This window comes from Streptomyces sp. NPDC033131, assembly GCF_055578365.1.
On record NZ_JBVIPA010000027.1, the window covers coordinates 38755 to 56512 of the forward strand.

The 17758-nt window shown below is 72.4% G+C and carries 18 protein-coding genes and 1 riboswitch; of the genes, 6 read left to right on the top strand and 12 right to left on the bottom strand.

What is annotated here, in order from left to right; translation table 11 throughout:
• Positions 1-172: 172 nt before the first annotated feature.
• Positions 173-1297 carry a M24 family metallopeptidase gene (locus tag ACZ5XS_RS29500; RefSeq protein WP_468656347.1) on the top strand — a complete coding sequence of 375 codons (1125 nt, stop codon included), beginning with the start codon at positions 173-175 and terminating at the stop codon, positions 1295-1297.
• Here the strand turns inward: ACZ5XS_RS29500 and ACZ5XS_RS29505 are convergent.
• Entirely contained in the window at positions 1290-2066 is a 777-nt protein-coding gene (locus ACZ5XS_RS29505; RefSeq protein WP_468656349.1) for an Ig-like domain-containing protein, read from the bottom strand. The two genes, ACZ5XS_RS29500 and ACZ5XS_RS29505, sit on opposite strands and share 8 nt — an antisense overlap.
• Before the next feature lie 290 nt (positions 2067-2356).
• On the opposite strand from ACZ5XS_RS29505, the gene ACZ5XS_RS29510 reads away from it, so the two are divergent.
• The gene (locus tag ACZ5XS_RS29510) at positions 2357-3061 is read left to right on the top strand and encodes a DUF4142 domain-containing protein (protein WP_468656351.1); all 705 of its coding nucleotides are present in this window, start codon (positions 2357-2359) and stop codon (positions 3059-3061) included.
• Positions 3062-3085: 24 nt separating this feature from the next.
• Here the strand turns inward: ACZ5XS_RS29510 and ACZ5XS_RS29515 are convergent, their stop codons facing one another.
• Positions 3086-4765: a glycoside hydrolase family 13 protein gene (locus ACZ5XS_RS29515; protein WP_468656353.1), complete on the bottom strand. Its 1680-nt coding sequence runs from the start codon at positions 4763-4765 to the stop codon at positions 3086-3088.
• Between the two features lie 285 nt (positions 4766-5050).
• On the opposite strand from ACZ5XS_RS29515, the gene ACZ5XS_RS29520 reads away from it, so the two are divergent.
• Positions 5051-5995 (top strand): LAETG motif-containing sortase-dependent surface protein, encoded by a 945-nt coding sequence (locus ACZ5XS_RS29520; protein WP_468656355.1) that lies wholly within the window; start codon positions 5051-5053, stop codon positions 5993-5995.
• Positions 5996-6154: 159 nt separating this feature from the next.
• On the opposite strand, the gene ACZ5XS_RS29525 is transcribed toward ACZ5XS_RS29520, so the two are convergent.
• A complete protein-coding gene (locus ACZ5XS_RS29525) occupies positions 6155-6538 on the bottom strand; it encodes an ArsR/SmtB family transcription factor (RefSeq protein ID WP_468656357.1) in 384 nt (127 codons plus the stop codon).
• 80 nt (positions 6539-6618) lie between these two features.
• Positions 6619-6820, top strand: a riboswitch (cobalamin riboswitch).
• A 28-nt stretch (positions 6821-6848) separates the two neighbouring features.
• Between ACZ5XS_RS29525 and nicT the strand changes: the two genes are divergently transcribed.
• Entirely contained in the window at positions 6849-7970 is a 1122-nt protein-coding gene (gene nicT / locus ACZ5XS_RS29530) for a Nickel transporter NicT (RefSeq protein WP_468656359.1), read from the top strand.
• 10 nt (positions 7971-7980) lie between these two features.
• Here nicT and ACZ5XS_RS29535 read toward each other — a convergent pair whose 3' ends face one another.
• Together ACZ5XS_RS29535 and thrS are read right to left on the bottom strand one after the other, a co-directional pair.
• Positions 7981-8943 (bottom strand): nucleoside hydrolase, encoded by a 963-nt coding sequence (locus ACZ5XS_RS29535; RefSeq protein WP_468656361.1) that lies wholly within the window; start codon positions 8941-8943, stop codon positions 7981-7983.
• A 45-nt stretch (positions 8944-8988) separates the two neighbouring features.
• Positions 8989-10227, bottom strand: coding sequence for a threonine--tRNA ligase (gene thrS / locus ACZ5XS_RS29540; RefSeq protein ID WP_468656363.1), 1239 nt, complete (start codon positions 10225-10227; stop codon positions 8989-8991).
• A gap of 331 nt (positions 10228-10558) precedes the next feature.
• Here thrS and ACZ5XS_RS29545 point away from each other — a divergent pair, with 331 nt between their 5' ends.
• Positions 10559-11335, top strand: coding sequence for a hypothetical protein (locus ACZ5XS_RS29545; RefSeq protein WP_468656365.1), 777 nt, complete (start codon positions 10559-10561; stop codon positions 11333-11335).
• Here the strand turns inward: ACZ5XS_RS29545 and ACZ5XS_RS29550 are convergent.
• The 7 genes from ACZ5XS_RS29550 to ACZ5XS_RS29580 form a co-directional block, all read right to left on the bottom strand.
• Positions 11332-11610 carry a hypothetical protein gene (locus ACZ5XS_RS29550; protein ID WP_468656367.1) on the bottom strand — a complete coding sequence of 93 codons (279 nt, stop codon included), beginning with the start codon at positions 11608-11610 and terminating at the stop codon, positions 11332-11334. The two genes, ACZ5XS_RS29545 and ACZ5XS_RS29550, sit on opposite strands and share 4 nt — an antisense overlap.
• 11 nt (positions 11611-11621) lie before the next feature.
• Positions 11622-12329: a GAF domain-containing protein gene (locus ACZ5XS_RS29555; RefSeq protein WP_468656369.1), complete on the bottom strand. Its 708-nt coding sequence runs from the start codon at positions 12327-12329 to the stop codon at positions 11622-11624.
• A gap of 60 nt (positions 12330-12389) precedes the next feature.
• Positions 12390-13214 carry a GAF and ANTAR domain-containing protein gene (locus ACZ5XS_RS29560; protein ID WP_468656371.1) on the bottom strand — a complete coding sequence of 275 codons (825 nt, stop codon included), beginning with the start codon at positions 13212-13214 and terminating at the stop codon, positions 12390-12392.
• A gap of 104 nt (positions 13215-13318) precedes the next feature.
• Positions 13319-14140, bottom strand: coding sequence for an ANTAR domain-containing protein (locus tag ACZ5XS_RS29565; RefSeq protein ID WP_468656373.1), 822 nt, complete (start codon positions 14138-14140; stop codon positions 13319-13321).
• 86 nt (positions 14141-14226) lie between these two features.
• A complete protein-coding gene (locus ACZ5XS_RS29570; protein ID WP_468656511.1) occupies positions 14227-14994 on the bottom strand; it encodes a TIGR03943 family putative permease subunit in 768 nt (255 codons plus the stop codon).
• A gap of 2 nt (positions 14995-14996) precedes the next feature.
• The gene (locus ACZ5XS_RS29575; protein ID WP_468656375.1) at positions 14997-16001 is read right to left on the bottom strand and encodes a permease; all 1005 of its coding nucleotides are present in this window, start codon (positions 15999-16001) and stop codon (positions 14997-14999) included.
• A 75-nt stretch (positions 16002-16076) separates the two neighbouring features.
• Positions 16077-17426, bottom strand: a complete 1350-nt coding sequence (locus tag ACZ5XS_RS29580) for a helix-turn-helix domain-containing protein (RefSeq protein WP_468656377.1) — start codon at positions 17424-17426, stop codon at positions 16077-16079.
• Positions 17427-17584: 158 nt separating this feature from the next.
• Here ACZ5XS_RS29580 and ACZ5XS_RS29585 point away from each other — a divergent pair, with 158 nt between their 5' ends.
• A complete protein-coding gene (locus ACZ5XS_RS29585; RefSeq protein ID WP_468656379.1) occupies positions 17585-17758 on the top strand; it encodes a hypothetical protein in 174 nt (57 codons plus the stop codon).

The window sequence follows — 17758 nt, forward strand, 5'->3', positions numbered from 1 at the left end:
GAGCGGGCCATCCGGGTGACCTGCGTGCCGCACGGACCCGTCCGGCATGCGGGGGCCCGTCCGGAATGCGGGGGCCCGTCCGGCATGCGGGGGCCCGTCCGGCATGCGGGGCCCTCAACGAGGCGCCGACCCCGCAGGACCGTGACGCACACCGCGACGACAAGGCAGGGCGATGAGCGAGACACCGATTGCCTTCACCGAGCACGACTACGAAGACCGTATGGTCCGGGCCGCCCGGGACGCGGCCGAGGCCGGGCTCTCGGGGGTGCTCGTCACGCCCGGCCCCGACCTGGTCCGGCTGTGCGGCCACCGGCCCACCGCGCTCACCGAACGCCTCACCCTGCTGGTGCTGGTCCCCGAGTCGGAACCCCGGCTGCTGGTGCCGGCGCCAGAACGCCCGGACGCGGAGGCGGCCCCGGGCGCGGGCGCCCTGCGGGTGTCGGAGTGGCGCGAGGGCCAGGACCCGTACGCGGCGGCGGCCGGACTGCTGCGACCGAACGGCCACTACGGCGTCTCCGACGCCACCTGGGCCCTGCACCTCCTCGGCCTCCAGGAGGCGCTGCCCCTCACCACGTACCGGGCGCTGAGCATGTCGCTGCCGATGCTGCGGGCCGTCAAGGACGAGCACGAACTGGCGCGGCTCGCCGCAGCCGGTGCGGCGGCGGACGCGACGTACGAGGAGATCCTCGCCGTACGGTTCGCCGGGCGCCGGGAGACCGACGTGGCCGGCGACCTCGCCCGCCTGCTGCTCGCGCACGGCCACGGCCAGGTCGACTTCACCGTGGTCGGCTCCGGGCCCAACGGGGCCGACCCGCACCACGCGGCCGGCGAACGCACCATCGAGAACGGCGACATGGTGGTCCTGGACTTCGGGGGCCTGAAGGACGGGTACGGCTCGGACACCACGCGGACCGTGCACGTGGGCCGGCCCACCGACGAGGAACGCGCGGTGCACGACATCGTGCGCCGGGCCCAGCAGGCCGCCTTCGAGGCCGTACGGCCGGGCGTGCCGTGCGCGGAGATCGACAAGGCGGCCCGCACGGTGATCGAGGACGCCGGGTACGGCGCGTACGTCGTCCACCGCACCGGCCACGGCATCGGTGTCACCACGCGCGAGCCGCCGTACCTCGTGGCGGGCGAACGGCGGCCGCTGGTACCCGGGATGTGTTTCTCCATCGAGCCCGGCATCTATCTGCCCGGCCGCTTCGGCGTCCGGATCGAGGACATCGTGACCTGCACGGAGACGGGCGGGCGGCGGCTGAACAGCACCTCGCACGAGCTGGCGCTCGTCAGCTGACGCCCACCGTGATGGCGATCTGCTCGCTCGCCGCGCTCACGCCGTTCAGCGCGGCCGTCGCCTGAAGCCGGCCCGCGCCCGCGGGAAGTGCCGCGCCCGGCACGCAGGACCACGAGCCGTCACTCGCCGCGGTCGCCGCGCAGACCTCGCTCTCGAGGGCGTCCCGGACGGTGACCTGGGACCCCGGATACGCCGTACCGGCCAACTCCGGCCGTTCCGGCAGCGGTACTCCCGACTCGGGCCGGGTCAGCGTGGGGCCGGGCAGGCCGACGGTCACCTCGCACGTGCCCCGCTCCCGCACCGCACCCCGCGCGTCCGTGAGCCGCAGCGCGCAGCCCCGCAGCCGCGTCCCCGGCACCGCGTCCGGATCCACGGCCAGGACGAAGGGGAAGACCCGCCCCCGCCACGCCTGGGCCGCCGCCCCGGACCCGGTGGCGCCCGTGGTCTCCGCGACCCCCGTGAAGGTGTACGTCCCGCCGCTCCCGCCGGACGTCACCGCCCCGCGATAGCCGTTGCCGGTGAGCGGCACGCCCGTGACCGCGCTGTCGTCGGGCGCCGTCAGGGTGAGCGCGGACCCGGTGCCCGGCGTCGCCGCCCCGGCGTACTCCGAGACCTCGACGACCCCCTCCCGTCCGGGGACGATGGTCACCTCTCCCCACAGCTCCCGCCCATGCGCGGCGGCCTCCGGCGACAGACCGGACACGGCCAGCGTGCCCACCACCGCGATCCCCGCCAGCGCGACCCTCGTCGCCTTGTTCGCCATGCTCATCGTCGGCACCGCTCCTCACCGGACGTCGTGGACCCCGACGCGTGCGATTCTCGCGGCCCGTCCGGGCGGGTGGCGTGTGCTGTGGGCCGTACGGGCGAGGCGGTACGGCCATACGGATCCACGGGCGAGGTGCCGGGATCCCGTCGTAGGACTCCCGCGCACCCGCGCCGAAGATTTTACCAATTCAAAAGGTTCTTGACGCTTCCGTGTCCGTATCTCTGAGCGTCCGACCCGCCTGCCGGCGGGACCCCTACCGGGCAGGAGACACGGTGCGACTTTCGCGGAACTCGATGGGAACTCTCTTCGTGGGTGGTGCCCTCACACTGACCCTGGGTGCGCTCGCCTACCCCTCGATGCTCGGCCTGGACACCGTGTCCAGCGCGCAGGACAGGGTCATCGCGCAGACGCAGTGGGGGCCGTTGACCGAGCAGGACCGTGCCTTCGTGGTCGCAGTGCGCGCGGCCGGGCTGTGGGAGTACCCCCTCGGCGTGATCGGCCTGAAGAAGGGGACGGCCCCGGAGGTCAAGACCGCGTCCGAGCACCTCATCGACGGCCACGCGGCACTGGACGCCAGTTGCCGCAAGATCGGCCCGTTGCTGAACATCACCCTGCCGAACGTGGCGAGCCCGCAGCAGCTCGCGTTCGTGAACCAGATCGACTCCTCGCCGACCGGCAACGCGTTCGACTCGAACTTCGCGAACATCCTGCGGATCACGCACGGTTCGATCTTCAACACCATCGCGAAGATCCGCTCCACCACCAAGAACTCGCTGGTGCGGCAGCTGGCCGACCAGGCCAACAACACCGTCCTGGACCACATCACGGTCATGGAGAAGACCAACCTGGTCAACTTCGACCAGGCCCTCTTCCAGCAGACCACCCCGCCGAAGCTGCCCCAGAGCGACATGACTCCGCCGGCGCCCCAGCCCGGCGAGCCGATGATCGTCCTGACCCCTCCGCCGACCGCGACCGCGACGCCGACCATCACCCCCTGAGTCCGTCGGCGGGGTGGCCGGTCCCTAGGGAGCGAGCCAGACGGTCGTGTCCGGGCCGAGCCGCCCGTCCTCCAACGGGCGGCTCGCGAGCAGCACTTCGCCCGGCGGCAGTGGTACGGCCGTGCCCGACAGGTTGGCGACACACCGCCAGCCGTCGTTGCGGGTGAAGTCCAGCACGCCGTCCGGGCCGCCGGCCGTCCAGGTCAGCGTCTCGCCCTCCAGCAGCTTGCGGCGCAGCCTGAGGGCCCTGCGGTAGAGCTCCAGGGTCGAGCCCTCGACCCCGTCCTGCGCCTCGACGGCGTAGGACGCGAAGCTCTCCGGCTGCGGCAGCCAGGCACCGCCCGCGCCGAAGCCGTACGACGGTCCCGTGCTCGTCCACGGCAGCGGCACCCGGCACCCGTCCCGTCCCTTGCGGACGCGTCCCGTCTGTTCCCAGATCGGGTCCTGGAGGACCTCGAAGGGCAGGTCGGCGACCTCGGGCAGGCCGAGTTCCTCGCCCTGGTAGACGTACGAGGATCCCGGCAGCGCCAGCATCAGGAGCGTGGCGGCGCGGGCTCGCCGCAGGCCCTCGGCCAGGTCGACGGCCGGGGCGTGACCGCCGGACAGCAGCCAGGCGTTGTCGTCGGTGCCGGGCGGGAGCATCAGGCGGGAGGCGTGCCGCACGACGTCGTGGTTGGACAGCACCCAGGTGGCGGAGGCGCCGGCCTCCGACGCGGTGGCCAGCGAGTCGGTGATGACCTGGCGCAGCTCCGCAGCGTCCCAGCCGGCCTTCAGATACTCGAAGTTGAAGGCCTGGCCGAGCTCGTCCGGGCGGGCGTACCGCACGCGCCGGGCGCCCTGGACCCAGGCCTCGGCCACAGCCATACGGGGCGGGCGGTAGGCGTCCAGGATCTTGCGCCAGTCGCGGTAGATCTCGTGGACCTCGTCGCGGTCGAAGAAGGGGTGGCTGCCGGGCGGGAAGCGGGGCAGCGCCTCCTCGCTGCTGAGCTCGGGGGCGCCGAGGTCGCGCAGCGGTTCCTCCAGGTCCTTGGCGAGGGCGTGGGCGACGTCGACGCGGAAGCCGTCGACCCCGCGGTCCGACCAGAAGCGCAGGGTGGTGCGGAAGTCGGCGCGGACCTCCTCGTTGTCCCAGTTCAGGTCGGGCTGTTCGGGGGCGAACAGGTGCAGGTACCACTGGCCGTCCGGCACCCGTTTCCAGGCGCTGCCGCCGAAGACGGACTGCCAGTCGGTGGGCGGGAGTTCGCCGTGGCCGCCACGGCCGTCGCGGAAGACGTAGCGGTCGCGGGCGGACGAGCCGGGAGCCGCGGCGAGGGCTTCCCGGAACCAGGCGTGCCGGTGGGAGGTGTGGTTGGGGACGAGGTCGACGATCACCTTGAGGCCGAGGCGGTGGGCCTCGGCGGCCAGCGCGTCGAAGTCGTCGAGGGTGCCCAGGCGGGGGTCGACGTCCCGGTGGTCGGCGACGTCGTAGCCGCCGTCGGCGAGTTCGGAGGGGTAGAAGGGGCTGAGCCACAGGGCGTCGACGCCCAGTGCGGCGAGGTGGTTCAGACGCCGGGTGATCCCGCGCAGGTCACCGAGCCCGTCGCCGTCGGCGTCGGCGAAGCTGCGGGGGTAGACCTGGTAGACGACGGCCTGCCGCCACCAGTCGGGGTTCCTGGAGGACAGGTCGGGAAGGTGGAGTCGGTGCTCGGGGTTCGCGTCGGTCACGCGGCGTTCTCCCTCGTGGCGGTCGTGACGGTGGCAACGGTACTCAGGTATCTGTCCACATTGTCGGGAAAGCGAACTCGAACGCCGTCCGGAGCGGTTCATTCCCTGTGTGTCGGAATTGTGAGGGAGTCCTGAACTCCCTCTGCATATCCGCAGGTTGACAGCGTTCCGCTGGGAGATCCACGATGTGCGAACACTGTGGCGCATGTGACCAATGAGCCCAGTGTTTCTCAGAGCTGCTGCAAAGCACTTCACCACCCCTCACACACATCCGATGGGATCCGCATGTCGACAGTCAGACGTGTCACCGCGCGCCGCCTGCTGGGGACGGGCGCCGCGGCACTCGTCCTTTGTTCCGCCTCCGTCGCCGCCGCTTCCGGCGCCTGGGCCACCGGCACGCCCGGTGGCGACGGCTGGAATTCCGGCGGCACCTACAAGCCCGGCACCGGCGCGGGCACGGAGACCGGGACCGACCGCTGCCAGTTCTCGCTGGACGGCACGAGCTTCTACGACTCGGTCAAGGTCGACGACCAGAACCTCAAGCCGACCGACGACGGCAAGGTCCACATCAAGGTCCGCACGGCCGGCGACGCCAGCACGTGCACGGCCTCCCTGGCCTCCTACCTCGCCCACGGCGCCACCTTCGGCACCTCCGGCGAGCAGGTCTTCGTCGACTTCGACACGGTGACCGTCAAGCCGGGCCAGACCGACACCCTCGACATCGCGGTGCCGGACGCGGGCTGCTTCGCGCAGATAGACCTCTACCGCGGCGCGGTCAAGTTCGACGGCGTCCTCGACTCCGATGACGGCTTCGTCCACGGCGACCTGCCCAAGGGTCCGGACCGCCCGGTCATCAAGGACAAGCTGATCGCTGCCTGGAACGGCGGCACGAAGGACTGCACGACGGCTCCGTCCGAGCCGCCGGCCACCCCGACGCCGACCCCGTCGACCCCGGAGGCCACCGAGCCCTCGACGCCGGCGGAGGAGACGACTCCCCCGGCGACGGAGCCCCCCGCCGAGTCCCCCTCGCCGTCCACCGAGGCCCCGAGCCCGTCTGCCTCCGAGTCCACCACCGCTCCCGCCGCCACCCCGAACGGCGGCGGCGACAACCTCGCGGAGACCGGTGGCAGCAGCGCGACCGGGCCGATCGCCATCGGTGCGGCGGTGCTGCTCGCGGGCGGTGCGGGCATCGTGCTGGCGACGCGGCGTCGCAAGGCCGCCCGCTCGTAATCAGGCGCAGTCGGTGTGGTCGGCGCCGGTCGGGCTGTTTCAGCCCGGCCGGCGTCCGGCTTCGGGCTGAGGACACGGGATTCGCCCCCGCCGCCCCTTCCCGTCCCGTCCCTGGGGGCTGCGCCCCCAGACCCCGCTTCGGCCCGAAGGGCCTCGTCCTCAAAATCCCCCAGAGGGGGGACCCCCAGACGGGCTGGTCGCACACTGCTTCAGCAGCGAGGCGATGTCGGCGTCCACCACCCGGTAGCGCACGATCCTTCCCTCCTTCTCGCCCTCCACGACACCCGCCGCCCGCAGCAGCCTGAGTGCCTGCGACACGGCGGGGTCGTTCATGCCGGTGGCGATCGCCAGGTCGGATACGGCCAGCGGGCCGGTCCGGTGCAGGGCGAGCAGCAGCGCGAGCCGCTTGGGATCGGCGAGCAGGGAGAAGCGGTCGGCCCAGGTGCGTACATGACCCGCATCGCCGATCGCGGCGATCGCGTCGCACACCCGATGCCCGTCGATGGTTCGGCGATCCGCTCGGTCGGCCGGAACGAGATGCATGCCGCCATCCTCGCAGGCACCCCCATGTGATCTTCCATACCTGCGCAGGTACGCAGCTATGCAGGAGACCGCCTGCAACCCTACGGTGGGCGGGCCGTGGTGCTCGGGAAGCCGGTGACGACCCCTCAGGGGGTCCATGCCGGAGCGGCCCTCGCCACTGTGATCGGGGAGTTTCCGTCCCGTCCGGCGCCAGCCGGGCCACTGGTCGAGCACGACCGGGAAGGCAGGAACGGACACGTACGACCCGTAAGCCAGGAGACCGGCCACGGCATCTCACGAGTTGATCCACGAGGTGCTGGAGCGTGACCGGATGACCCTGCCCAAGCCTGCCCAGAAGTCTGCGCCCGTCCCCGCCCCGACGTCCTTCAAGTGGCGCCGCGAGGACACCCTCAAGACCGCCGGCCTCATGTCGGCCGTCGCCGCACTGCACGTCGTCGCCTTCGGAATCCTGTTCCTCCTCGTCGTCCCCGGGCACTACGAGGTCGGCGACAAGGCCTTCGGTATCGGCCTCGGCATCACCGCCTACACCCTCGGCATGCGGCACGCCTTCGACGCCGACCACATCGCCGCGATCGACAACACCACCCGCAAGCTGATGGCCGACGGCAAGCGCCCGGTGTCGGTGGGCTTCTGGTTCGCGCTCGGCCACTCCAGCGTGGTGGTGCTCCTCGCCCTGCTGATCGCGGGCGGCACCCAGCTCGCCGGAAAGGTCATGAACGAGGACTCCGGCACCCACCAGGTGCTCGGCGTCCTCGGTACGACGATCTCCGGCACGTTCCTCTACCTCATCGCCGCCCTCAACCTGGCCGCCCTGCTCGGCATCCTGAAGGTGTTCAAGGCGATGCGGGCGGGCGCCTACGACGAGAAGGAGCTCGAACAGCACCTGGACTCGCGGGGATTCATGAACCGCATCCTGGGCCGCCTCACCAAGTCCATCACCCGGCCCGGTCAGATGTACCCGCTCGGCTTCCTCTTCGGCCTCGGCTTCGACACCGCGACCGAGGTCACCCTGATGGTGATGGCCGGGTCGGGCGCGGCGGCCGGCCTGCCCTGGTACGCGATCCTCTCCCTGCCCCTCCTGTTCGCCGCCGGCATGAGCCTGTTCGACACCCTCGACGGGACGTTCATGAACTTCGCCTACCAGTGGGCGTTCTCCAACCCGGTCCGCAAGGTCTTCTACAACCTCACGATCACCGGCCTGTCCATCGCCGTCGCCTTCTTCATCGGCACCATCGAACTCGTCGGCGTCCTGCACGAGAAGCTCGACCTGAGCGACACGGTCACCACCTGGATCGCCGACATCAACCTCGACAGCGTCGGCTACGTCATCGTCGGCCTGTTCGTGGTGGTGTGGGCGGCGGCCATCGGCTACTGGCGGCTCGCGAAGGTGGAACAGCGGTGGGCGGTACGGCCGGCGGCGGAAACCCGCTAGACCCTGGCCCCTAGACGCCCTCCACCGTCGTCAGCCACAGCTTCACGTACCGCTCCACGTCCACGCTCAACGCCACGTCCACCAGCCGCTGTTCACGGGTGCCCTCGTGGATCTCGGACTCGCCGGGGCGGGGGCGCCGGTCGACGATCGTCTGGCCCCGGGTGGCGCCCGGGGCCAGGCTCACCTCGACCGGGAGGCGTTCGGTGGTGATGCCGCCCGGGTCGACGACCGCGCAGACCGCGCCCGCGTCGCCGAGGCCGCCGGTGGGGGTGGGGTCGCCGGAGGTGGCCGGGTCGCGGTGGGCGAGGAGTTCGCCGGCCAGCCGGAGGCGGGGTTCCGAGCTCGCGCGCAGCCGCTGGACGTCCCCGGCCGGGACGAGGACCTGCTTGAAGACGTCCAGGCCGTACATCGTGATCGGCACCCCGGCGGTGAGCAGGATCGCGGCCGCCTCCGGGTCGTGCCACACGTTGAACTCCGCGACCGCCGTGGCGTTCCCGGTCGTCACCGCGCCGCCCATGAACACGATCCGCTCGATGTTGCGCACGACCTCCGGGTGGGTGCGCAGCAGCAGCGCGATGTTCGTCAGGGGCGCCATGGGGATGAGGGTGACCGGCGTCGGCGAGGCGAGGATCTCCCGCCGCAGCAGCGTCACCGCGTCCACGTCGACCGGCCGGCGGGTCGGCGCGGGCAGCCCCAGGTCGCCCATCCCGTCCTCGCCGTGCACGTGCCGCGCCGTCCGCACCGGCTCGATCAGCGGGCGCTCGGCACCCCGCGCGACCGGGATGTCACCGGCCCCGGCCTGCTCCAGCACGGTCAGGGTGTTGCGGACGACCCCGTCCACGTCGGTGTTCCCGGCCACGCAGGTCACCGCCCGCACGTCGAGCGCGGGGTGGCGTACGGCGAACAGCAGGGCCAGGGCGTCGTCGACGCCCGTGTCGCAGTCGATGATCACCGGGATGGGCTGACCGGTCACGGCTGGGTTCCTCTCTCCGGGCTACGACGGGTTACGACAGCGACCTTACGCAGCCGCCCACAGTCCGGTCCCGCGATCACCGACCCGGGCGGCGATCCGGTCCAGCAGCTCACCGACCGGCATCGCCCCCGGACGGTTCCCGTCCCGCAGCCGCGGCGCCGCCAGGTCACCGTCGGCCTCCCGCTCCCCGATCACCGCCTGGTACGGCACGAGCCGCGCCGCCCGGATCCGGGCGCCGAGGGTGCCGTCGCCGGGGCCGTGGACTTCCGCCCGGAGCCCCCGCGCCAGAGCCTGCCGGACGACCTCGTGGGCCCGCTCCTCCTGTGCGTCCGAGACCGGCAGCACCACCAGCTGCACGGGCGCGAGCCACGCCGGGAACGCGCCGCCGTGCTGCTCGAGGAGATGCGCGACCGCCCGTTCCACGCTGCCGATGATGCTGCGGTGCACCATGACCGGCCGGTGTTTCGCGCCGTCGGCGCCGATGTAGTGCAGGTCGAAGCGTTCGGGCTGGTGGAAGTCGATCTGGACGGTGGAGAGGGTGCTCTCGCGGCCGGCGGGGTCGGTGATCTGGACGTCGATCTTGGGGCCGTAGAAGGCGGCTTCGCCCTCGACGGCCTCGTAGGGGATCCCCGAGGCGTCGAGCACCTCCCGCAGCAGCGCGGTGGCCCGTCGCCACAGAGCCGGGTCGGCGACGTACTTGCCGCCCTCGCCGGGCAGGGAAAGCCGGTATCGGGCGGGGCGGATGCCGAGATCGGCGTACGCGCGGCCGATCAGTTCCAGGGCGTCCCGGGCCTCGTCCACGGCCTGGTCCAGGGTGCAGAAGATGTGCGCGTCGTTGAGCTGGATGGCCCGGACCCGGGTCAGGCCGCCGAGCACCCCGGACGGCTCGGAGCGGTACATGCCGCCCAACTCCGCCATCCGCAAAGGCAGTTCACGGTAGCTGTGGGAGCGGGAGCGGTAGATCAGCGCGTGGTGGGGGCACAGGCTGGGCCGCAGCACGACCTCCTCCGCGCCCAGCTCCATCGGCGGGAACATGTCCTCGCTGTAGTGCGACCAGTGCCCCGAGATCTCGTACAGCTCGCGTTTGCCGAGGACCGGCGAGTACACGTGCCGGTAGCCGGCGGCGCGTTCGGCCTCCCGGACGTACTCCTCCAGGGTGTGCCGGACGACGGCCCCGTCGGGGAGCCAGTACGGCAGGCCCGCGCCCATCAGCGGGTCGGTGTCGAACAGGCCGAGTTCCCGGCCGAGCCGGCGGTGGTCGTGCGGTCCGCAGATGGTGGTCATGGCGGTCGTCTCCTCACGGTGACCGGCGGCGAGCCCCCGCACGAAAAAGCCCCGGGGCACTCGCCCCGGGGCTTTCGACTGGGTCAGCTGTCAGCGCGCCGGGACACTCTCCGGCGTCGTCGTGAGAGACACGAGTACTACGTGGGCGCGCTGCATGGGGGGACGGTAACAAGGGGGTGGGGAGCCGGGCGATCGGTTTTCGGGGCCCGCGCCGGCCCCGGCGCCGGGCCCGCTCACCCGTACGGCCCGGCTCGCTGGTGGGAGGGCGGAGCTGATGGTGCCGTAGGAGGGCGTACTCGATCTTGGACGGCCTCAAGGAGGCACCCCCCCGATGACCCCGCCCCCGGCCCGCGCGCTCGCCGCCTGCGCCGTCAGTCTGAGTGCCCTGGCCGGTACGGCCGGCTGCTCCGCCCTCAGTACGCCGCCCACCGCCCAGAAGCCGGACTACGGGCGCTCGACCAGCGCACCCGTGACGTCCGCCGCCCCGTCGCCCGCCGGCCTCACCCAGGCGCAGGCGCAGGCCGCCCTCGTCACGGAGGTCGATCTCGGCGAGTCCTGGGCTCCTACGCAGGGGTCCGCGACCTGGCACGACGGGCTGCTGAAGGCGACGGCGGAGTGGCCCGAATGCCGGCGCCTGCTCGACGTTCTCTACACCGAGGAGCTGTTCGGCGCGGACACCCGCCCCCGCGCGGTGATCGGCCTCGACGACGTGTGGAACGGTTCCCAGCTGCGCTATCAGGTCGTCACCCAGAGGCCGGCAGACGTGGACCGGAGTCTGGCCTGGCTGAAGACCCTGCCGCAGAAGTGCGCGCGGTTCACGTCGACGACCGCCCAGGGCAACGTGACCGAGGTCCAGGTCACCGACGCGGGGCTGCCGGAGGTGGGGGACGCCCGTCAAGGTCTGCGGGTCACCGTGTCCGGCGCCACGCTGAACGGCGAACCGGTCCTGCTCACCCTGGACGTCGCCGTCGTCCGCGTCGGCGCCGACGCGATCGGCCTCACCCACGGCGGTCTCGGCGACGTGTCGGCCGACGTCACCGGGGCGGCCGTGGACCTGGGCGCGCGGCGTCTGGCGGAGGTCCACAAGCACGGCCGGGCGGAGATCTAGACCAGCCGGTCGACCGCCTCCTTGGACTCCCTCAGACCGTCCCCGGTGATCTCCCGGTACCGCTTCACCGCCTGCACGGTCCTGCCCTCGCGGGCGAGCGAGGCGACCTCGTCCATCCGCGGGTCGTGCTCGGCCAGCCCCAAGTGGTTCAGGACGAGGTCGAGTTTGCGCTCGACTCGCGCGACTCGGCGGTCCGCACGGGAGATGCGGCTCTCCACACCGGCGATACCCACCAGTACGACCGCGGCGATCAGGAACAGTCCCAGGGTGTCCATGATCGACGATCCTAGGCGCGGCCCGGGACGCCTTCCAGCAGTTCCTCCGAACCGAGCATGCGCTCCGCCAGCGCGCGGGCGACGGTCGTCATGGGCAGCCGTTCCTTCTCCGCGTACTGGCGCAGCAGTACCAGCGCCTCCTTGAGGGAGACACCCGCGTACTCCGCCACGAGCCCCTTGGCCGCCTGCAGGGAGGTGAGCAGATCGTGCGGCCGCCTGGCTTCGGCGGGCCAGTGGGACAGGGTGAGCGCGGCGATGTCGCACAGCCCCTGCGCCACGGCGATGTCGTCGGCGGGCAGGACGTCACCGTGCCGGTTGGCGAGGGACACCGCGCCGATCGTGCGGCCGTCGAGGCGCAGCGGCAGGACGTGCAGACAGACGTATCCGGCTGACAGGGCGTGAGCGGTGTAGTCGGGCCAGCGGGCGCCCTCGCGCAGATCGTCCGCGGTGACGGGATCGCCGGTGCGGAAGCAGTCGACGGACGGTCCCCGCCCCTGCCGCACCTGGAGCGTGTCCAGCCGGCCGAGGTCGTCGTCGGAGGCCGTCATGGCGCGCAGGGCGCCCCGCGCGTCGGCCATCACCACCCCGACCGCGTCCACGGCCGGCAGCCCCGTGCAGTGCTCGGAGAGCCGGGCGAACAGATCGAGCGGATCGAAGTGCGCGCCCAGCGTGTCCGCGAGGTCCACGAAGGCGCGGATGAGCCGCACCTCCCGGTTCATCCCAGCCTCCTCACACCGTCACCACCACGCCGGTCCGCCGGTCGGCGAGCCGGACAGTTCCTAGTCGCGGTCGAACCTCTTCCTGTGCGAGACCACCTCGCGCGCCACCTCGGCGGCGGTGCGGTCGTGCGCGAAGGCGTCGGCACGCAACCGGGCCAGCGCCTCGTCCGAGCCGACTCCGAGCTGCACCATGATCATGCCGATGGCCTGGTAGACCTCGTCGTGGTCCGCGGCCAGACCGCTCAACCAGGGTTCCGTTCCTTCCGGCCCGTTCTCTTCCCCCCGGGGCAGCGCCATAAGGGCTACCGTCATGACACTCGCCACGAGTTGCGCGGTGCGCAGGCCACGGGCGTCGAGCTCGCCGGGGGTGGCGCGGTAGAGGTCGAGCGTACCCACGCACACGGCGTCGTTCCCGAGCGGAACCGAGTACACGGCCTGCACGCCGGCCTCCGTCGCCTGCTGGGCGAAGACCGGCCAGCGGCGGGCGTCCCGCCCGCTCGTGAGGTCACAGGCGAGCACCGGGGCACCAATTTCGGCGGCGTGCATGCAGGGCCCGTCGCCCAGAGTGGCCTGGATCTCCGACAGGTGCGCGGCCTGGTTGCTGCTGGAGACCAGCTGGACGGGCATGCCGTCACTGCGCAGCGACACGCTCGCGCCGATCACCGGCAACAGCTTGACCGCCACCCTGCACAGCCGTCCGGGGATCTCCACGGGCTGGGCGCCCCGCACCCCCTCGGCGATCACATGGGCCGTCTCCACCCGCTCGCCCTGCTGCTCCTGAGCGGCGTCGCCGGACAGCCGGGGGTCGCCGCCGCCCGACGTGCCGTAGGCACCGTGGTCGTCGCCGGGGGCGCCGTCGCGGTCGTCCCTGGGCCGCACGGCCACCGCCTCCTTCGATCCAGCGCACCCAGTCTCGTCCGTGAGCCCTGGGAGCGGACTCATCAGGACCAGGTCAGGGTTCGTGGCGCGACCGAGAGCGCCCCGGTCGACTACCCGTCGTCCGACCCGCGAAACGCGCTCGGACCGTCACCGCCGAGCGGTGAGGCACGGGGCCACAGCGGGCGGACGGAGGGCGGCTCACCGCCGACCTTGGTGACGATCTCGGTGGCGAGGTCGCGCAGCTTCACGTTCCGGTGCTGGGAGGCCCGGGTGAGGATCTCGAAGGCCCGCTCGGAGGAGCACGACTCCTGGGTCATGACGATGCCGAGCGCCTGGTCGATGACCGTCCGCGAGGAGATCGCGTTCTGCAGGTCCAGGCTGAACTGGAGCTGCCCCGCGAACTTCAGCGCCACCCCGAGCGCGCCCGACGCGTATCCCGCGAAGACGGCGGCCTGCTCGCGGACCTGAGGGGTGAAGGAGCGCCGCTTTTCGGAGTACATGTTCAGGACACCGGGGACCTGCTGGCGGGCCGGGGCGAGCGGCAGGGCGAGCACGCTCCGTATGCCGTGCTCTCGGGCGAGTCCGGGGAAGGAACCGAAGCGCTGCTCCTCGTCGACGTCCTCGATGCCGTGCGGTGAGCCGGTCCGCAGGGTCTCCAGACAGGGGCCTTCGCCCACCTCGTACTGGCGCTGGTCGAACCGGCCCACCAGTTCGTCGCCGGCCGCCGCGGTGTAGGGGTCGTGGCGGTTCTCGGTGCCGAGCGTCACCGAGCAGTGCACCGGGACGGGCAGGGCGGTCGCGGCGAGGGTGACGAGCTGCTGGAGGAAGCCGTCCAGCCGGTCGGACTCCAGCAGCAGGTCCTGCAGCCGGACCAGGATCTGTTCGCCGCGCTCCGGATCGCCGGGAAGGGGCACTGCGGGGGGATCCGTCATGACGAGCCTCCTCCGTCCGGGAACGGTCCGGCCGACGAGTACCCGGGCGGATGGAAATGAGGCGGCGGGACGGCACCCGTGCGCGGTCAGCGCTGCTCGTACGGATCCGTCGGCTGCTTCACCCGCTGCACCGACGTGACGTCCAGCACCGCCGGCCAGGCCGCGTCGGTGCCGAGTGCGCCCTCGGGGTGCCAGGTGCCGGTGACGGTGACCCAGGTGTCGACCGGCGGCGCGTCGTCCCCGCGCACCTCGACCCGGCCGGCCGTCGCGTCGGCGGCGCAGCAGCTGACGAGGAGCCGGGTGACGTACCAGGTGCCGTCGTCGCCGTGGGTGACGAAGCCGGTCAGCCGGACCGTACGGCCCTGCAGCGAGCGCCCGCTGTCGTAGATCGCCCGGGAGCCGAACTCGCCGAGGGTCAGCTCCACCGGGTCCCCGCCGGCGAGCGCCGGGAAGGCCCCGACCCCCTGCGCGGCCCGCTGGGCGGACTCGCGCCCGGCGCTGTACGACCCGAGGGCGGGCGGCGGGAAGAGCAGCAGGGCGAGGGCGGGGAGGGTGAGGAGCCAGGCGATGCGGGGGCCGTGTTCGTGGTGATGACCGTGCCCGTCGTGCTCCTCCTCTTCGTGCTCCTCCCGCGCGGGTTCGTGACCGTCCGGCGCGGGTTCATGACCCGCGTGCGCGGACCCCCGTACGACCGCCATCACCGCGCCCAGCAGCACCAGCACCACCCCGGACACGACCAGGTAGGGCCGCAGCCCCGCCTGTACGTACCGCAGGTACAGCTCGCTGAACAGCGAGATCCGCAGGACCGCCGCGCCCGTGAGGACGAGGAGGAGGGGGGAACCGTACTGGCCCAAAGTCACAGCAGCCACCACCCGACCAGCACGCTGCTCGCCACGGCCACCACCCAGGTCGCGGCGGAGAACCGTACGGCGAAGGCGCGCCCGAAGGTCCCCGTCTGCAGGGCGATCAGCTTCAGGTCGACCATCGGCCCGACGACCATGAACGCGAGCCGGGCGGTGGGCGGGAAGCCGCTGAGCGAGGCGGCGACGAAGGCGTCGGCCTCGCTGCACACGCACAGGACGACGGCCAGGAGGGCCAGCAGCAGCACCGCCAGCCAGGCCGAGCCGGTGAAGAGGTCGAGGACGGACCGCGGGACGGCGATGTCGAAGGTCGCCGCGGCCGCCGCGCCGACGACGAGGAAACCGCCGGCGTGCAGGAAGTCGTGCTGGAGGCCGGCGCCGAAAGCCCGCAGACCGCCCCCGCCGGCCGGGGCGCGCCGCTCGGGCAGTCGTATCCACTCGTCCCGCCCGAAGCGGACCCACAGCCAGCCCATCACCACCGCCGTCCCCAGCGAGGCGACCAGCCGGCCGAGGACCATCTCGGGCTGCCGGGGGAAGGCGATGGACGTCGCCACCAGCACCACCGGGTTGATCGCGGGCGCGGAGAGCAGGAAGGCGAGGGCGGCCGCGGGGGCCACCCCCCGGCTCATCAGGCTCCCGGCCACCGGCACGGACGCGCACTCGCACCCGGGCAGCACGACGCCCGCGGCCCCCGCGACCGGCACGGCGAGGGCCTGGTTGCGCGGGAGGAGCCGGCGGAACACCTTCTCCGGCACGAAGGCGCCTATCGCCGCCGAGACGACCGTACCGAGGAGGAGGAACGGCACCCCTTGGACGGCGATCGCCGTGAAGACGGTCCACCAGGCGGCGACGGGCGGGGTGTACAGGTCGAGGGCGAGCAGCGGCCCGAGGACGGACACGACCGTGACGACGGTGAGCAGCGCCGCCCCGCCGAGGACGGCGTACACGAGCGCGCGCACGGCGAGGCGCAGGCTGTCGCCCGCCGTCCGTCGATTCTCCACGCGCCTGTCCCGGTACTCCGTGTCTGGTGTCTCCGCGCACGGTAACCGGGACCGCTGTGCGCCGGCCCGGTTTCGTTACAGAGGAGGCTGTGCGGGCGCCGGGCCGAGAGTGGTCGTCCCCGGGGCCGTACGGTGTCCGAGCCCCGTCCGGTAGGCGTCCAGGGCCGCCTCCACACGTCCCGAACGCCGCAGCAGATCCCCCAGCAGCCGGCACAGGTCGGCCAGGTCGCCGGCCGCGCCCGCCCGCTCCAGCAGGCTCAGGGCGCGTACGTAGTGCTCCTCGGCGGCCTCGGGGTCCCGGGCGTCCTCGGCGATGATGCCGAGGAGGCGGTGGGCGGCGGCGGAGTGCAGGGCGCCGCGTTCGGCGGTGAAGTCGCTGAGCACGTCGTGCAGCAGGGCGGCGGCCTCGTCGGACCTGCCGCGCCGGTGCAGTACGTCGGCCAGCTCGACGGCGACCTGGCTGGAGTACAGGGCGGCCCGCTTGGCGGAGAGCATCGCGAGAGCCTCCCGCAACTCGGCCTCGGCACGCTCCAGTTCGCCGTTCTGCGCGTACACGTAGCCGCGCATCCAATGGCAGTTGGCGAGTTCGGTACGGATCTGCAGCTGCCGGTACAGCTCGGCCGCCTTCGCGAGCGAGGCGTCGGCCTCGGCGATCCGGCCCTCGGCGAGCAGGGTACGGGCGACCGAGCGGTGCATACGGGCCACCAGCGCCGGGTCGCCGACCTGGGGGGCCAGGGCGAGGGCGAGTTCGGCGGCCTGGGCGGCGCGGGCGTGGGCGCCCATGTCCATGTAGGGGCCGATGACGCTGGCGTACAGGAGTAGCAGCGCGTCGGGGTCGTGCAGGCCGCCGCGGTTGAGCTCGTCGAGCGTGGACTCCAACAGGTAGACCGCGTAACGGAGTTCGCCGCCCAGGTAGTGGGAGACGGCCCGGCCCCGGATCGCCGGGACGCGGGCCGGCAGGGGGGCACCCGCACCGGCGAGCACCTCCTCGGCCCGCTCGAAGTACAGCCGGGCGGCGGCCAGGTCACCGGTGTCGATGGCGGCCTCGCCGAGCCCGAGCAGCGCGTCGGCCTGCTCGCCCGCCAGGCCGTGCGTCTCCGCCTCCGCGAGCGCGGCGGCGAACCCCTCGGCCGCCGCCTCGGTGGCACCGGTCGCCAACGTGCGCTGCGCGCCGGTCAGCCGCAGCCGCAGCTCGGTGACCAGACGGGCCGGCCGTCCGGTCGCCAGCTCCTCGAAGCCGACGCCGAGCCGTTCGGCGAGGTGCCTGAGCGCCTCGTCGGAGGGGCGGACGCGGCCGGCCTCCAGGGTGGAGATGTAGGCGGGTGTGTAGGCCGGTTCGGCCACCTGTTTCTGGGTCAGCCCGCGATCCGTCCGCAGCTGCTGCACCCGCCGCCCGATGATCACCGGGTCGTCGCGCTCCGGCATGCCCAACTCCCCTGGTGCCTCTTGCCGTTCGGCTCCGTCAGCCCCTAGGTTAAACGGCGTATTAAGCATGCTTAACACGCCGCTGCTCATGGTGGTCCGGTCGTTGTTGTTGTCGTTGTCCGTGTTCTTGCTGTTGTTGTCGCCGCTGCGAGGTTGTCGTGCCTGAACGCACCAGCGCCACCGAGCGTTACGCCAGGAGCATCGTCGCCGCCGTCGTCGCGGTCGCCGCCCTGGTACTGGCGGCGAACGCGGGCCCGGCGAGAGCCATGGAGCCCCGGCCCGCGCAGCACGCCACCCAGCTCACGGACTCCGCGGCTCCCGCCGGCCGTTAG

Excerpts from the sequence above, each read along its gene's own strand:
- ACZ5XS_RS29500 (WP_468656347.1), top strand. The coding sequence starts at position 173 with ATGAGCGAGACACCGATTGCCTTCACCGAGCACGACTACGAAGACCGT.
- ACZ5XS_RS29505 (WP_468656349.1), bottom strand. The coding sequence starts at position 2,066 with ATGAGCATGGCGAACAAGGCGACGAGGGTCGCGCTGGCGGGGATCGCG.
- ACZ5XS_RS29510 (WP_468656351.1), top strand. The coding sequence starts at position 2,357 with ATGGGAACTCTCTTCGTGGGTGGTGCCCTCACACTGACCCTGGGTGCG.
- ACZ5XS_RS29520 (WP_468656355.1), top strand. The coding sequence starts at position 5,051 with ATGTCGACAGTCAGACGTGTCACCGCGCGCCGCCTGCTGGGGACGGGC.
- ACZ5XS_RS29525 (WP_468656357.1), bottom strand. The coding sequence starts at position 6,538 with ATGCATCTCGTTCCGGCCGACCGAGCGGATCGCCGAACCATCGACGGG.
- nicT (WP_468656359.1), top strand. The coding sequence starts at position 6,849 with ATGACCCTGCCCAAGCCTGCCCAGAAGTCTGCGCCCGTCCCCGCCCCG.
- thrS (WP_468656363.1), bottom strand. The coding sequence starts at position 10,227 with ATGACCACCATCTGCGGACCGCACGACCACCGCCGGCTCGGCCGGGAA.
- ACZ5XS_RS29545 (WP_468656365.1), top strand. The coding sequence starts at position 10,559 with ATGACCCCGCCCCCGGCCCGCGCGCTCGCCGCCTGCGCCGTCAGTCTG.
- ACZ5XS_RS29550 (WP_468656367.1), bottom strand. The coding sequence starts at position 11,610 with ATGGACACCCTGGGACTGTTCCTGATCGCCGCGGTCGTACTGGTGGGT.
- ACZ5XS_RS29555 (WP_468656369.1), bottom strand. The coding sequence starts at position 12,329 with ATGAACCGGGAGGTGCGGCTCATCCGCGCCTTCGTGGACCTCGCGGAC.
- ACZ5XS_RS29565 (WP_468656373.1), bottom strand. The coding sequence starts at position 14,140 with ATGACGGATCCCCCCGCAGTGCCCCTTCCCGGCGATCCGGAGCGCGGC.
- ACZ5XS_RS29580 (WP_468656377.1), bottom strand. The coding sequence starts at position 17,426 with ATGCCGGAGCGCGACGACCCGGTGATCATCGGGCGGCGGGTGCAGCAG.